This is a genomic window from Streptomyces sp. NPDC041940 (assembly GCF_055589465.1).
This window is the reverse complement of record NZ_JBVJBP010000037.1, coordinates 36,184-50,438: the sequence shown is the minus strand read 5'-3', so window position 1 is coordinate 50,438 and position 14,255 is coordinate 36,184. Positions and strand designations below refer to the sequence as shown.

Here is a 14,255-nt window from a genome sequence, read left to right as displayed (position 1 = left end):
CCACCCCTCCCCCCCCCCCCCTCCCCCCCCCCTCCCGCCCCCCCCCCCCCCCCCCCCCCCCCCCCCCCCCCCCCCCCCCCCCCCCCCCCCCCCCCCCCGGCGGGCCGTACGACCGGTGGATCAGTCCTTGATCGAGCACTTGTTGCCGATGGCGGGGTTGAAAGCGCCGATGAAGTTGACCGAGTTGCCGCAGATGTTGGCATCGATGTCGATGGGGATCTGTACGACGTTGCCGGAAAGGACGCCGGGGTTGCCGATGGAGATGGCTTCGGCCTCCGCGTCGGCGCTGGCCGTACCGGCGCAGGCCAGCAGGGCGGCGCAGGCCAGGCCGAACGCGGCGGTCACACGTGTGCGCATGGGAAAGCTCCTGTCGGTCGGAGGGGACACGTGGGTCCACCGTGGCCCGGGGTGCGGCGAGGCGACATCGGTGGGCGTCCGAACGGGGGGCCGGGCTTTCCCCGGGCCCGGTTCGTGCTCTCCGGATGCACGCCGCGCCCGGGCGGGGAATGGTGAGAGCGGACCCGTTTTTCAGCACCGGGGCCGTACCAGCGATCCGGACCCTAGGAGCAGAGAACATGTCGACGTCACAGCCCCACGCGTCCCGGCAGCCCGAGGACCGCGCCACCCCGGACCACCTGCTCCACGCCCGCACCGGCACCGACGTGTCGCCGGAGGACCTGGTCCTTGCCTCGGGCAAGGACCTCACCCCGCACAACCTCGAATGGGCCAGGCGCAAGCTGGCGGCCGAGGGGCCTGCCGCGCTCGAGAAGCTGCTGCCGTAGCCGACAGCCCCCTCGGCGTCCACCGAGGGGGCGAATCTCCCGGCCGCGGGCGGTTCACGCTCTGTCGTCGTCCCCCGGCAGGGTGGGGTCGTCCTCCACCACGTGCACGGCGGCCTCCTCCGCGCCGGCCGCTCCGCCGTCGATGCCGATGTCGGTCGCGACGGTCTCCTTCGTGGTGTCCGCGTGGGCGCCCTCGTCCGGGGCGACCAGGCGGCCGGCTCGGGCGGTGCCCGCCTCCGGATCCACCGGCTCGCCGTCGCCGTCGGGGCTGTCGCCCACGCCGTCCCCGGCCGGCTCGGCCGACACGTCGGGGACCTCCTGGGACAGCCGCTCGTCGAGGGTCTCACCCTCGTGCTGCTCGGCGGCGGTGGTGCCGCTCCTGGTGACGCCGAGCGGCTTCTCCGGCGGGGAGTAGCCCTCGTCGAGGGTGTCGTCGTAGGTCCGTTCGTCGACGGCGTCCTGCAGATCCAGCGGCGCGGCGTCCGCCTGCTCCTCGTTGGTCCCGGTGGGCTGGTACGCGTCGTCCGCCATCGGTTCGGGGCGCGTCGGTTCCGTGCCCATCACTTCTGCCTCCCTGTCGCGCGCTGCGTCGACTCGTCGGTCTCATGTGCCCGTTCCGCGTTTCCCGTTACGCGGGCTCTAACCTCGGCGGCCACCGGCCCGTCCCGCGGCGGCCGCGGGTGCGACCCGGACGTCCAGGTCCGAGATCCGGTGGACGGGCCAGGTGCGGGCGTAGCGGGGCGGGGTGCCGCCGGCCGGTGCGAGGTGGGCGACCGGGAGACGGTCCGCGGTGCGCAGGACGGCGCCCGCGGTGGTGTTCTCGTTGTTGCCGGAGGTCGCGCCCGAGGAGCAGCCGGTGTAGTAGCCGATCGGGATGGACTCGTGGCCGGTGAGCAGACAGGGCGGGCGGACGCCGAGGCGGTGCAGGGCGTCGGCGGTGCGGTCCCAGTCGCGGCGGCTCTCGGTGTTGCGGGAGACGGCGCCGTGCAGGACGGCGAGCTGCGCCGCCAGGTGCCCGGCCAGGCCGAGCGCGACCAGGGTCGCGGCCACCGGGCGCCATTTTCCGCCCGGGGCCTTGACCAGGTGCCACAGGGCGTCGGCGACCGGGATGGCGAGCAGGGCGTAGGCGGGCGTGAGGAAGCGGGGCGCCGCGTAGCCGATCATGAAGAGGTACGGCAGGGCGGCCGTGGCGGCGCAGGCCAGCGGGACGAGGGTCCGTCCCAGACGCCGGGCCCGGGCCGCCACGAGCAGTCCGAGGCCGGCCAGCACGGGCAGGACGAACCACCAGACGATGACCAGGGGGTTGGGCATCGGCCCGGTGCACGGCCGGCACAGGGCCCGGCCGCCCAGGCTGCGCAGCTGGTCGTCGACGGCGATGTGCCAGCCCAGTCCGCCCTGGATGCGGGAGGCTTCCGCCAGGCGCTCCCCCAGGCCTCCGTGGCCGGCGTAGGCCTCGATCACCCACTCGACGGCGCCCGCGGCGAGGCCCGCCAGGAGGACGAGGAGCAGGCGCCAGTGGCGCCGTGCCAGTGCGAGGACGAGCAGCGGCACCGTCACGTAGACCGCGTCGGTGGGCCGCATCCACGCCATGAGCGCGGCGCCGGCGGCGACACCCCACAGGGCCGCGCGGGCGGAACCATCCTGCCGGGCCCTCAGAAAGCAGCCCACGCAGATCAGGGCGCCGATCGCGACCCAGTAGTTGGGCATGGCCTGCGGACCGTAGAAGAGGGTCACCCACAAGGAGGCGAAGAGGGCGCCGCCGACGACCAGGACACGGGCCGGGAACAGACCCCGCCAGGTGCGCAGGGCCAGGTAGAGGGCGAGGCCGGACAGCAGGGCGAGGTAGACGCGCAGCAGCGGGACGGACGTCGACCAGGACGCGACCGGTGCCACGAGCAGCGAGACGCCCCGGGAGCGCGGTGCGCTGAAGAAGGCCTCCGGGGTGTGGGAGGTAACCTGGCTGACGTAGACGATCTCGTCCCAGCCGAGGCCCAGCACGGGCCGGACCAGGGCGAGTTGAGCGAGTGTGAAGACGGCCGCCACGGCGGCGAGCGCCCGGCTTCCCCGGTCTCCGCGGGGCGCGCCCGGCCCGGCCGCCTGTTCGCGTCTTCGTCTGCGAACCAGGATGGCGTTCGAGCCGTCGGTCATGTTCCGCCCCTTGTCCCTGTGTTCGAAAAGCTGACAAACACGAACAAATTAACCCGCGGGGTGGAGACACGCAGGCCGGAATACGGCCAAGTGCCTGACGTGAGGTGAGCGTCGGCGGAGGGACGGGTGGGCACACCGGGTGACACACTCTGCGGTGTGCCGCTCACCTTCGACGACCTCGTCCACCGTGCCCGCACCCTCCCCCGGGGCGGCCGGCGCGCGCTCCTCGGCATCGCCGGCAGCCCCGGCGCGGGCAAGTCGACGCTCGCCGAGCACCTGGTGCGGGAACTGAACGGATCCGGCGAACCCTGGGTCGCGCACGTCCCCATGGACGGCTTCCACCTCGCCGACACCGAGCTGGAGCGGCTCGGCCGCAGGGACCGCAAGGGCGCGCCCGACACGTTCGACGCGGCCGGGTACGCGGCCCTGCTGGAGCGGCTGCGCGAGGAGAGGGAGGAGAGGCACGACGACGTCGTGTACGCGCCCGGCTTCGAACGCGTCCTGGAACAGCCGCTCGCGGGCGCGATCCCGGTCCCGCCGTCGGCCCGGCTCGTCGTCACCGAGGGCAACTACCTGCTCCTGGACACCGGCGCCTGGGCCCGGGTCCGCCACGGGCTCGACGAGGTGTGGTTCTGCGAACTCCCCGAGCGGGAGCGCGTCAGCCGGCTCGTCGCCCGGCACGAGCAGTTCGGCAAGTCCCACGCGGAGGCGGTGGCGTGGGTGTCGCGCTCGGACCAGCCCAACGCCGAGCTGGTCGCCACGACCCGGGAACGGGCCGACCTGGTGGTGCCGGAGTCGGCGCTGCCGCGCGTGGAGACGTGACCATGGGCCTCGACATCACGGTGCTGGCGGTGGACTGGGAGCGGCTCGGGAAGACGCCGCTGAAGGAGCGGTACGCGCTGCTCGAGGACGCCGCGCTGCCCGAGGACGAACTCGACTGGTCAGCGGAGCCGCAGCGGGGCTGGGTGTGGCCCGCCGAGCCGAATGTCCCCTGGTGCGGCCGGTACGAGTTCCACAGCACCCCCGGCTCCTACAAGCCCCACTTCTGGGCGGGGCAGGCCTGGGAGGACGTACGGGAGCATGCCGCCCCGGAAGCGCGTGAGCACCTGGACGCGTTCCTGCGGGACCTGATCTGGGACACCGAGGACACGGACACCTCGGTCTCGGGGCTGTTCCCCGCGGACAACGACCCCTGGCACTCCCGGCTGCTCCTCGCCTGCCCGCCCGCGACCGTGTCCGCACTGGCCGGGCACTGGGCACGCGCCGAGCCCCTGCTGGAGGGCCTGCGCGTGCCGTACGGCACGCATGCCGCGTGCCCCGGCCGGTGGATCGAGGACTTCGACGAGTTCTCGGTACTGCTCCGCGAGTGGGGCGTGGTGGTGACCGAGACCCGGCGCCGCGGGTACGGCCTGGTAGGCCTGCCCCTGTGATGCCCGGGCCGCCTCAGGCGGACAGCGTCAGCGGGATCAGCCCCTCATACGGCGGGCGCGCAGCGCCACGGTCAGGGTGTGCGGGCCGAGTCCACCGATATGGACGCGGTTCCCGGTCGTCGCGTCGGTGCCACCCACCACGGTGTAGTCCTGCCCCGGGTCGTAGCGCAGTACGTCGCCCCGGTCCGGCCCGGCCAGTGGTTCGCCCGCCTCGACGTCGGCCTCGATCCGGATCTCGTCGTCACCGACCCGGTAGGTCATCGGCCCGGTCGTCAGGCACCAGCGTCCGTCGCCGACCGGTACGGCGCCCTCCGGCACTCCCCCCGGCCTGAAGGTCAGTTCGAGAGCCCAGGGCACCCGCGGTCCGCTGATGTCGATCCGCAGGTCGGCACCGTCGTCCTTCAGGTCCACCTCGACGCGTGTCGTGTGTGAGACCTCGTCCCGGGGCCGCTCCGGGAAGGCCATCGAGGCCGAGAAGCGTCCGTCGTCCACCAGCCGGTAGTCGCCGTCGTCCCGCCTCTCGTCCTTCGGCAGCGGCTGGTAGTAGGACGCCGTGAGGGTTTCGGTGAGCCGGTACCTGCCGTCGGCGAGCTGCTCCATGCCGGCGGCGCGGAACGGGCCCAGGTCGAAGAATCCCCGCGAGAGACGGACCGCGTCGAGAACCGCGTCGCCGGCGAACAGACGCAGGAAGGTGGGGTTGCAGGCGAGGCCCGAGCGGATGCGCCGGTGCTCGGGCACGTCGGAGCCGCCGTACACCACCGTGTGCGCGGTGGCCGAGGCGCGTGCGGCGAGGCGCGCGGTGGTGAGGTACCGGTCGCGGGGCAGTGTCTCCGCGGCCGGGGCCGGCAGCGGACGGCACAGCTCAGGGGTGAGCAGGGTCTCGGCGAGCAGGTCGGGGTCGTCGATGCCGCCGGCGGCCGCCAGCCGCGCCGCCCGGCTGAAGTCGCCCCGGCCGGTGCGGATCGCGAGCAGCCGGTAGTGCGGCAGGTAGGGCGCCAGCGGGAACGGGTGGTTCTGGTCCTGCCGTCGCGAGTGGACGGTCTCCACCGTGCCGTCCGGCCTGATGAGGTCCAGGGTGGTGGCGAGATTGCGTTCGACGGCGTCCAGCAGGTCGGCGCGGCCGAGCACCTCGGCCAGGACCAGCAGCGACGGGTTGGACACATGGGCCGCGTAGTTGGCGCTCCGTTCCGAGTACAGGCCCTCCGCGTCGATGTCGACGCCCTCCGAGAGCCACTCCTCGACGCGGTCGAGGAGCCGGTCGTCGGGGAACGACCGGTGCAGCCGGGCCAGCGCCGCGCACAGCTCCCAGCGGTGGTTCGGGGTGTGCACCCCACCGGTCAGGAGACTGCCGGAGGCGTCGCCGGCGATCTCGGCGAGGGCGGCCGTGACATCGCGCAGTTCCGGCCCCGCGCCGGCGGCGAGGACGTGCGCGTCGCACACGTCGTTGACGGTGAACGCGGAGTCCGGCGGTGACTGCACGTTGTCGCCGCCGGCGAAGAGGCCGGTGGGTGTCTGCGCGGCCCGGAGGGCGCGGAGGTGGGTCGTCGCCGCGGCGACGGCCTGTCCGCTGCCGTGCAGTGCCGAGTCCGGGGACCGGTACGCCGCGACCAGAGTCTTCACCCGGCGCGCCAGAGGGCGGTGGGGCACACCGGCGGGTTCCTCGTCGGGGTCGGCCGCCAGCGGGGCGGTCAGCCGGTCGGCGGCGCCGGCCGCCGCACGGACGAACTCATGGTCGAGCGGGACGGTCACGGTCAGTCCTTCAGTCCGGCGTTGATGTCGGCGTTCATGACGTAGCGCTGGAAGACCAGGAAGACGACGATCAGGGGGATCATGGAGATGACCGATCCGCCGAGCACCACCGACCAGTTGATGTTCTGCGCCCCGACGAGGCTCTGGATACCGATCTGCACGGTGAACTTTCCGGGGTCGTTGAGCATCAGCAGCGGCCAGATGTAGTCGTTCCACCGCCACTGGAACGACAGGATGGCGAGCGTCAGCATGATGGGCCGGGAGATCGGCACCATGATCCGCAGGAAGATCGACAGTTCCTTGGCGCCGTCGATGCGGGCGGCCTCGATGAGCTCGTCGGGGACCGTCAGGAAGAACTGGCGGAACATGAAGCAGCCGGTCGCGGTGAGCACGGCCGGGAGGATGATGCCGGCGAGCGAGTTGTAGAAGCCGAGGTCGCGGACCACCAGGAACAGCGGGGCGAGCATGACCTCGCCCGGCAGCATCGTGGTGGCCAGGATGCCGACGAAGAAGGCCTTGAGCCACTTGTTGTCGTACTTGGCCAGCGCGTACCCGGTGCAGCAGCTGACTCCCACCGTGAGGATCGTCGCGATCACACACACGATGGCCGTGTTGATGAAGTACTGGGAGAAGTTGGCGCTGTCCCACGCCGCCTTGTAACCCGACACGGTGGGGTCCTGCGGGAACAGCGTCAGCGGAAGGGAGAACAGGTCTCCCGCCGGCTTGAAGGAGCTGAGGACGAACCACAGCACCGGCAGCCCGTAGAGGGCCGCCAGGACCCACAGCAGTGTCGTCGCGGGAATCGCGCGCCGGAGCCCGCCACTGGCCGCGCCGCCGGGCCGCTTCTTGAGGACGGTCCGTCCGTGCGCGGAGTCGACCTTGTGTGGCATGTCTGTGGTTGTCATCGGTTCTCCACCCGCCGGTTGACCATCAGCTGGATGATCGCGACGGCCATCAGGATGAGCATGAGCACGAACGACGCGGCGCTCGCGTAGCCGATCTGGCCCGATTTGAAGCCGGTCTGGTAGATGTACTGAACAAGCAGGTTGTTCGACGTTCCGGGTCCGCCGTTGTTGAGGGCGGCGAACAGCGGATACTCCTTCATCGCGTGGATCGTGTTGAGCAGGATGACGATGAAGGAGGTGGGCGCGATGCTCGGCAGTGTGATGCTGATGAACTGGCGCCACGGACCGGCGCCGTCGAGCGCGGCCGCCTCGTAGTACGACGTCGGTACGTTCTTGATCGCCGCGATGAACAGCAGCATGGAGAAGCCCGTCCAGGCCCAGGACGCCGCCACCACGACCACCAGCAGCGACAGGTCCGCGTTCGACTGCCACGGCACGGCGGTTCCGCCGACCTTCTCGATGAGGTAGTTGACCAGCCCGAAGTTCTCACCGAACAGCCACCGCCACAGGACACCCACGACGATGGGCGACAGCAGCCACGGGATGAAGAAGAAGACACGGGCGACCGACACGCCCTTGGCGTGCTTGCTCACCAGCACGTTGGCGATGAGCAGCGAGAGCACGAAGTTCAGCGGGACGAAGAGCACGGTGTACAGCAGCGTCCGGGACAGCGCGTCGAAGAAGATGGAGTCCCCGAACAGGTGCTGGTAGTTGTCCAGTCCGACGAACTGGAACGCACCCACGCCCGTGTAGTTCGTGAAGGAGTAGACGAGCCCGATCACCGCCGGCCAGACGAAGAACAGCGCGAACAGGACGGCGTTGCCCGCGATGAGGACGAGCGGCGCGAGGGTGTACTTACTGCGTCTCCTGGGCGGGCTCACGGACACGTCCGAGGCGCTATTGGTCATCTTCCTGACTCCGTGCTGGTGAAGGGGGTTGCGGTGGGCTCAGACCATGAGCCCGGCGTCACGAGGGCGCGAGGCCGGGCGGCGGTGTCTCGACCCCGCCGCCCGGGCCCCTCGGCCTGCGCTCAGCCGCCGACCTGCTGGTTGTAGCCGGCCACGATGTTGTCCAGCGCCTTGTCGACCGACTGCTGGCCGTTGATCGCCTTGCCGAGCTCCGTCTTGGTCGGGTCCTCGGTGAGGCTCTTGCCCTTCAGCACCCAGTTCGTCTGCGCGGTGTTGAAGTAGCCGGAGATCGGGGCGTACAGCGGGATCGACTCGTTGTACAGCTTGAACGCCGCCTGCGCCGCCTCGGACTTGAAGGGGTACTTCGGGGTCAGACCGGTCTCGACGGGCAGGAAGCCGGACGCCTCGCACAGCGCCTGGTAGTGGGCCGGCTCGTACAGCCAGGACAGGAACTTCGTCGCGGCGGCGGCCGCGTCGCCGTTGTTGTTGAAGCCCACCGTCATGCCGCCGCTGTTGACGTCACTGGCCTGCACCGGCTCGGCGGGGGTCGGGACGCTCGCCCAGTCGAACTTCTTGATGCTCTCCGCGAAGGCGGGCACCTGCCACACGCCGGACCAGTAGGCGACGACGTCACCGCTCTGGAACATGGCCGACGGGTCGGCGCCGCTGGTCCACACCGACTTCGGCATGGTCTTGTCGTCGTTCATCTCGACGAAGGTCTTCACGGCCTTCTTGGTCGCGGCGTCCACCGAGAACTTGCCGGAGGAGTCCGCGTGGACGTACTTCCCGCCGAGCTCATACACCATGGCGCGGAGCCGGGAGGGCGACTGGTCGAACGTGAGGGAGTACTTGGCGCCGGTCTTCTCCCGGACCTTGTCCGCCGCCTTGACGAATTCGGTCCAGGTCCAGGTCTTCTCGGGCGAGGCCGGGACGGAGACGCCGGCCTTCTTGAACAGCGTCTCGTTGATGAACAGGCCGGACGCGGTGACGTCCGAGGGGATGGACAGCACCTTCCCGGACGAGTCCTTGGCGATGAAGTTCTTGTTGATCTTGTTGCTCTTCTTGTTGGCGATGGAGCCGAGGTCGATCAGCTTGTTCGCCCAGATCGGGTCCAGCTTCGGCACCGCCGCCACGTCGGGCAGGGAGTTCGCCTGCGCGGCGTTGCGCAGCTTCGCGTCGTAGCCGTCGTAGGGGATGTTGACGAGGTTGACCTTGACGCCGGTTTCCTTCTTGTACTGCGCCACCATCTTCTTCCAGCCCGCGTCCTGGCCGGGGACCGTGGAGATCCAGAACGTCAGCGACTTGGAGGTCCCGCCCGAGCCGGAGTCCGAGCCGCCGCAGGCGGAGAGCAGGAGGGCACCCGCCGTCGCCACGGCAGCGAGGGGAACGACACGGCGTATGCCGCCGCGGCCGAGTCGGCGCGAGCGCCGCACACCCAGACTGGTCATCTTCAATCCCTTTTCGTCGAAGCGGAAGAAGCACGGCGCCAGCCGAGGCGGCACGGGTGCGTTTTGCAGGAAATTTCGCCTTCTGGGGGCACGACCTCGCCCGGCCGCGTCGCCTTGACGGGTGGGGTCCCCGGCCATGACGGCCGACGTCGCACAAGCACGCCCTCGTGCGGCTGCCGTACTTCACGTACGAGCGGGAGGCTCACCCGGAGTCGGCGTCCCGGCCGACTCAGAAAGCGCTTGTCCGGACATTGGCAGACCGATGGCGCAGCCGTCAATGCTTCGCCAGCACCGCTCCGGTCACGGTTTGAATTCCATGCGCGACCGCCAGCTTGCCGGCGCCCGCGACCGTGCCGGTGTCCCCCACCACGCTGCTGACCACCTCGGTGGGCCAGCTCAGCCGGGCCAGCTCGGCCCGCACACCGGGCAGCAGCCGCGGATCCGCGCCGGTGGCGCCGCCCAGCACGATCAGTCCGGGGTCCATGACGGCGACGACGGCGGCGGCGAGCCGCCCCACGTCGGCCGCGTGCGAGTCGAGGACGGCACGGGCCCTGGCATGCCCCTGCCCGGAGAGGGCGAGAAGCCGCTCCGCGGTGCGCGGGCGGGGGCCGTCGGTGTCCTGCCAGGTCTCGGCCGCCCGGCGGAGCAGGGTGCGCGACCCCATGCGCTGCTCCAGGCCTTCGTACTGCGGGGCGCGGCTGTCGTCCCAGGGGTAGGGCAGCCGGGCCACCTCACCGGCGGCGCCGTTCGCACCGCGCAGGACCCGGCCGCCGATGACGACGGCGAGACCGATGCCGACGCCGATGCGCAGATAGCCGAAGGTGTCGCGGCCGACGGCGGCACCCTCGTGCAGTTCGGCGAGCGCCGCGCAGTTGACGTTGTTCTCCAGGTGGACGGGCACGCCCTCGGGCAGGGCGACGGCCATGGCGTCGAAGACGGGTCCCGCCTTGGCGGTCGCGGGGCGTTCCCCGGCGCCCTCCCCGTCGCGCGTGGTGACGTCACCGACGGCGACGACGACGGCCCGCAGCGGGGCACCGGCGGGCAGTGCGCCGAGGACCTTGCGGACGGTGCCGGCGGCCTCCGGGCGGGAGCCGGTACCCTCGGCGAGCAGGGTGCCGTCCAGGGCACAGCCGCGCACCCGGGTCCTGGTCGGGCCCAGGTCGACCGCGAGCACGGCACCGGCGGCCGGGCCGAGCCGGTAGACGGCGGCGCTGCGGCCGGTGCCGCCGGAGGCCCGCCCGGAGTGGGCGGCCAGCCCGACCGCCTCGAGTTCGGCGACGGCGGAGGAGACGGTCGGCTTGGAAAGGCCCGCACCGGCCGCCAGCTGGGGGCGGGTGGCCGTGCCCGCCTCGGCCAGTACGTCGAACACCACACGGGCACTCTCGCTCAGGTGCATGGTCTCCCCAGGTCGTGCTGCGGCCGTGCCGGCCGGGCGCAAGGGTGGCGCGGCATCGGGAATTCCGTGCCTCTTGACGCACCCTACTTCGTTAGTTAACTTCCTAACGAAGTGCACGGTACTCGCCTGCCGTGCCCGACAGAAGCCCGTCCCGGGGCTTCCCTACCTCTTCAACTGCCGTGGTCCGACGGATGGTTCGCCTGCCGTCCGACGTGACCGCGCAACGACGAAAGAGGACCCGTGCAGGACTCCACGCCTTACGCGGTCGGTATCGACGTGGGCGGCACCAAGACGCAGCTGCGCGCCCTCACGGGCGGCGACCGCGTCGTCGACCTCGTCCGCAGCAGTACGGGCTGGCGACCGCACGACCCCGGGGCCGCCGCTGACCGGCTGGCCGCCCTGATCCATGACGCCCTGCCGACCGGCGCACATCCGTCCGCCGTCGCCGTGGGCGGTCACGCCTGTGAGACACCCCGCCAGTGCGAAGCGATCCGGGCCGCGCTCCATGAGCGGCTGGGGGTGCCCGTCCTGGTCGTGGGCGATGCCGAACTGCTCGTCCCCGCGGCGGGGCTGGACAAGGGCGTCGGTCTGGTCGCCGGTACCGGTTCGGTCGCGGTGGGGCGGTTGCCCGACGGCGGTCCGGTCCAGGTCGGCGGCTGGGGCGCGGTACTCGGCGACGAGGGCGGCGCGGCCGGACTCGTCCGCGAGGCCGCGCGGGCCGTCTGGGCGGCGCACGACCGCGGCGAGGAGCCCGACGCGCTGGCCACCGGGCTGATCAGCGCCTTCGAGGTGGCCGAGGTGCCCGCGCTCGGCGCGGCACTGGAGGCCGCCGCGGACGTCTCCGCCGAGTGGGGCCGGCACTCCCCCGTGGTGTTCGCCGCCGCCGAGGCGGGCTCGCCGCTCGCCCGGGCCGTGATCGCCGAGGGCGGCCGGGCGCTCGCCGCGCTCGTCGTACGGCTCGCCCGGCGCGGGGTCCCGGTGGACGACGTGGTGGTGGCGGGCGGCATGGTGCTCGCTCAGCCCGCGCTGTACACGGCGTTCGTCTCCGCGCTCGCAGAAGTCCTGCCCGGGGCCCGGCCGCACCCGCTGCGCGTGCCGCCGGTCGAGGGCGCCGTGGAGCTGGCCCGTTCGCTCCTGTGAGCCGGACGGCCGCCATTCACGTTCCGGACACCGGCCCGTGGCCGTTCCCTCTCCGAAGGGTCACAACACGGCCGTAGATCTTCGCTCGTGCGCAACAGGTGCCACAGAAGTCGCCAGAGGCACCCCGAGTCGCACACGTTGCACCAGCTCCCCGGCCGAACGGCCGAAGCACCCTCCGCTGGACCCCTTCGCAGAACTCAAGAGAGGCGCGCACATGCCGTCATCAGCCGGGCACCGCAGCACCGCAACCGTCGACCGACGGGGCTTTCTGAAGACCTCCCTCGGGGCCTCGGCGGGCCTGCTCGCCGCGCCGACGTTCGCCACCTGGCTCACCGCCGCCGACGCGAAGGCCGCCACACCTCCCGCCGCGTTCATCGACGACTACAAGTCGAACGTCGCGACGAACCTGACCCCCGAGACCAACGCGGTCGTCCGGGTCCTGGGCGGCATGTCGAAGGTGTGGAAGACCGGCGGCGCCTGGGACACCGGCCGGGTCCTGGACCGCGAGGTGCTGCGCGCCAACGTGCGCTACTGCGAGCGGATCACCGCCGAGCGCACCGACGCGCAGGCGAAGGAAGCCTTCATCATCGACCGCCAGCACCAGAGCTACTCGGTGATCGACGGCCTCGGTCCGCTGGCCGCGCTCTACAAGAAGGGCGCCAAGGCGGTCACGTCGATCACCAGCGCGCCGGACGGCACCCCGCCGGCCAAGATCAATGACGCCGTGCCCGCCGACGCCCCGGCCGGCTCCGCGCTGGGCGCGGGCTCGTACGACTCCGAACTGGGCCAGGTGGCCCGGCTGCAGGACACCCTGCGCGGCAACTGGGCTTCCAGCAACCCGGCCAAGTTCGCCTACCTGTACCCGCGGCCGTGGCGGATGAACGAGGAGAGCGAGGTCGTCGACACCGGCAGGACGGACGAGTTCGGCTTCCCCGTGTACGAGTCGAAGGTCGTCGTCGCCCCCCAGTTGCTGCGCCAGCGCGGCGACAAGCCGGCCGAGGACGGTGGCTTCCCCAGCGGCCACACCAACGCCCTGCACCTGGCGTCGCTGGCCTACGCGTACGCGGTTCCCGAGCGATTCCAGGAACTGATGACGCGTGCCCTGGAACTCGCCCACACCCGGATCGTGGCCGGCATGCACTCCCCCGTCGATGTGATCGGCGGCCGGATCATGGCCACCGCACTGGCCGCCGCCACTCTGGCGGACCCGGCCAACGCCGGGCTCAAGGCGGCGGCCCGCGCCCAGGCGCTGGCCTATTTCACGGAGAAGACCGGCACGACGGCCGACACCCTGTACGCGTACGCGCACTCCGCGGACACCGGCACCGACCCCTACGCCGACCGGGACGCCAACGCCCGTGCGGTCCGGCCCCGGCTGACGTACATCCTGCCCCGCCGCGGCCGCAAGGACCCGCTCACCGTGCCGAAGGGCGCGGAGGTCCTGCTGGAGACCCGGCTGCCCTACCTGGACGCGGCCCAGCGGCGTGAGGTGCTGCGGACGACCGCGCTGCCCTCCGGGTACGTCCTGCTGGACGGCTTCGAGCAGTGGGGCCGGCTGAACCTGTTCGCCGCCGCGGACGGCTACGCCGCCTTCGATCGGGACGTCACCGTGACACTGGACGCGGCGGCCGGCGGTTTCCACGCGGCGGACCGCTGGCGCAACGACATCGAGGGCGACGGCGGGCTCACCAAGCGCGGCACCGGCACGCTCATCCTCACGGGCCACAACCGCTACCACGGCGGGACCGTAATCAAGGACGGGGTGCTGGTCGCCGCGTCGCCGGGCGCCCTGGGGCAGGGTGACGTCCGGGTCACGGGCGGCACTCTCCGCGCGGACAAGGTCCTGCGGGTGCGGGGCTCCTACGTCCAGGAGGGCGAGTCGACGCTGGAGCTGCTGCTCCGCAAGAACCACGGCCCGGCGCTCACGGTGAGCCGGCGGGTCCTGCTGGGCCGGGGCAGCGTGCTGTCGCTGCGGCTCGACACCGAGCGCCCGCCGGTGGCGGGGACGACGGTCCCGGTCCTGTCCGCTCCGGCGCTGCGGGGCCGCTTCGACCGTGTCGAGCTGGATTCCGACACGCTGCGGGCCGTACCCGTGCACACGTCGGAGGGCCTGTCGGTACGACTCGTGCGGCGGTGACGCCGTGCGCGGCGGGGGCTGATGCAGAGTGGGCCCATGAGGGACCTCTCCATCGCTCCCGCCGCTCCCCGGCCGGTGCCGCTCCCTCCCCCGGCACCGGGCGGGGGCGGGGGGGGGGCAAGGCGGGGGGGGGGGGTGGCGCTCCCGGTGGGGGGGGTGTTCTCGCCAAGGGAACTTTCGAGGGGCACGACCACAAGGGGGAAGAAACCGAA

The 14,255-nt window shown here is 71.9% G+C and carries 13 protein-coding genes; 5 read left to right on the top strand and 8 right to left on the bottom strand.

Translation table 11 applies throughout. The features are described 5' to 3' along the window. Positions 1–120 precede the first annotated feature (120 nt). A complete protein-coding gene (locus ACZ6I3_RS38530; RefSeq protein WP_399028604.1) occupies positions 121–357 on the bottom strand; it encodes a chaplin in 237 nt (78 codons plus the stop codon). 218 nt (positions 358–575) lie between these two features. Between ACZ6I3_RS38530 and ACZ6I3_RS38525 the strand changes: the two genes are divergently transcribed. Then, on the top strand, positions 576–782 hold the full coding sequence (locus tag ACZ6I3_RS38525; protein ID WP_469420997.1) for a hypothetical protein: 207 nt from the start codon (positions 576–578) through the stop codon (positions 780–782). Positions 783–836: 54 nt separating this feature from the next. Here ACZ6I3_RS38525 and ACZ6I3_RS38520 read toward each other — a convergent pair whose 3' ends face one another. Together ACZ6I3_RS38520 and ACZ6I3_RS38515 are read right to left on the bottom strand one after the other, a co-directional pair. Beyond that, on the bottom strand, positions 837–1,343 hold the full coding sequence (locus tag ACZ6I3_RS38520) for a DUF5709 domain-containing protein (RefSeq protein ID WP_469420996.1): 507 nt from the start codon (positions 1,341–1,343) through the stop codon (positions 837–839). 78 nt (positions 1,344–1,421) lie between these two features. After that, positions 1,422–2,930, bottom strand: coding sequence for a hypothetical protein (locus ACZ6I3_RS38515; protein ID WP_469420995.1), 1,509 nt, complete (start codon positions 2,928–2,930; stop codon positions 1,422–1,424). A gap of 156 nt (positions 2,931–3,086) precedes the next feature. Here ACZ6I3_RS38515 and ACZ6I3_RS38510 point away from each other — a divergent pair, with 156 nt between their 5' ends. Then, positions 3,087–3,752 carry a nucleoside/nucleotide kinase family protein gene (locus tag ACZ6I3_RS38510; RefSeq protein ID WP_469420994.1) on the top strand — a complete coding sequence of 222 codons (666 nt, stop codon included), beginning with the start codon at positions 3,087–3,089 and terminating at the stop codon, positions 3,750–3,752. A 2-nt stretch (positions 3,753–3,754) separates the two neighbouring features. Beyond that, positions 3,755–4,360, top strand: coding sequence for a hypothetical protein (locus tag ACZ6I3_RS38505; protein ID WP_469420993.1), 606 nt, complete (start codon positions 3,755–3,757; stop codon positions 4,358–4,360). 36 nt (positions 4,361–4,396) lie between these two features. Here ACZ6I3_RS38505 and ACZ6I3_RS38500 read toward each other — a convergent pair whose 3' ends face one another. The 5 genes from ACZ6I3_RS38500 to ACZ6I3_RS38480 all read right to left on the bottom strand — a co-directional run bounded on the left by ACZ6I3_RS38500 (position 4,397) and on the right by ACZ6I3_RS38480 (position 10,766). Then, positions 4,397–6,109, bottom strand: coding sequence for a hypothetical protein (locus ACZ6I3_RS38500; protein WP_469420992.1), 1,713 nt, complete (start codon positions 6,107–6,109; stop codon positions 4,397–4,399). A 2-nt stretch (positions 6,110–6,111) separates the two neighbouring features. After that, complete coding sequence (locus ACZ6I3_RS38495; RefSeq protein WP_469420991.1) at positions 6,112–7,014, bottom strand: carbohydrate ABC transporter permease; 903 nt, start codon at positions 7,012–7,014, stop codon at positions 6,112–6,114. Continuing rightward, on the bottom strand, positions 7,011–7,922 hold the full coding sequence (locus ACZ6I3_RS38490) for a carbohydrate ABC transporter permease (protein ID WP_469420990.1): 912 nt from the start codon (positions 7,920–7,922) through the stop codon (positions 7,011–7,013). The genes ACZ6I3_RS38495 and ACZ6I3_RS38490 overlap by 4 nt, the downstream gene beginning before the upstream one ends. Before the next feature lie 122 nt (positions 7,923–8,044). Then, complete coding sequence (locus ACZ6I3_RS38485; RefSeq protein ID WP_469420989.1) at positions 8,045–9,370, bottom strand: extracellular solute-binding protein; 1,326 nt, start codon at positions 9,368–9,370, stop codon at positions 8,045–8,047. 274 nt (positions 9,371–9,644) lie between these two features. Then, positions 9,645–10,766 carry an ROK family transcriptional regulator gene (locus ACZ6I3_RS38480; RefSeq protein WP_469420988.1) on the bottom strand — a complete coding sequence of 374 codons (1,122 nt, stop codon included), beginning with the start codon at positions 10,764–10,766 and terminating at the stop codon, positions 9,645–9,647. A 240-nt stretch (positions 10,767–11,006) separates the two neighbouring features. Between ACZ6I3_RS38480 and ACZ6I3_RS38475 the strand changes: the two genes are divergently transcribed. Further along, entirely contained in the window at positions 11,007–11,906 is a 900-nt protein-coding gene (locus ACZ6I3_RS38475; RefSeq protein WP_469420987.1) for an N-acetylglucosamine kinase, read from the top strand. 214 nt (positions 11,907–12,120) lie between these two features. Then, complete coding sequence (locus tag ACZ6I3_RS38470) at positions 12,121–14,043, top strand: phosphatase PAP2 family protein (protein ID WP_469420986.1); 1,923 nt, start codon at positions 12,121–12,123, stop codon at positions 14,041–14,043. The last annotated feature ends 212 nt before the right edge of the window (positions 14,044–14,255 follow it).

Excerpts from the sequence above, each read along its gene's own strand:
- ACZ6I3_RS38480 (WP_469420988.1), bottom strand. The coding sequence starts at position 10,766 with ATGCACCTGAGCGAGAGTGCCCGTGTGGTGTTCGACGTACTGGCCGAG.
- ACZ6I3_RS38525 (WP_469420997.1), top strand. The coding sequence starts at position 576 with ATGTCGACGTCACAGCCCCACGCGTCCCGGCAGCCCGAGGACCGCGCC.
- ACZ6I3_RS38505 (WP_469420993.1), top strand. The coding sequence starts at position 3,755 with ATGGGCCTCGACATCACGGTGCTGGCGGTGGACTGGGAGCGGCTCGGG.
- ACZ6I3_RS38470 (WP_469420986.1), top strand. The coding sequence starts at position 12,121 with ATGCCGTCATCAGCCGGGCACCGCAGCACCGCAACCGTCGACCGACGG.
- ACZ6I3_RS38520 (WP_469420996.1), bottom strand. The coding sequence starts at position 1,343 with ATGGGCACGGAACCGACGCGCCCCGAACCGATGGCGGACGACGCGTAC.
- ACZ6I3_RS38490 (WP_469420990.1), bottom strand. The coding sequence starts at position 7,922 with ATGACCAATAGCGCCTCGGACGTGTCCGTGAGCCCGCCCAGGAGACGC.
- ACZ6I3_RS38515 (WP_469420995.1), bottom strand. The coding sequence starts at position 2,930 with ATGACCGACGGCTCGAACGCCATCCTGGTTCGCAGACGAAGACGCGAA.
- ACZ6I3_RS38485 (WP_469420989.1), bottom strand. The coding sequence starts at position 9,370 with ATGACCAGTCTGGGTGTGCGGCGCTCGCGCCGACTCGGCCGCGGCGGC.
- ACZ6I3_RS38495 (WP_469420991.1), bottom strand. The coding sequence starts at position 7,014 with ATGACAACCACAGACATGCCACACAAGGTCGACTCCGCGCACGGACGG.
- ACZ6I3_RS38530 (WP_399028604.1), bottom strand. The coding sequence starts at position 357 with ATGCGCACACGTGTGACCGCCGCGTTCGGCCTGGCCTGCGCCGCCCTG.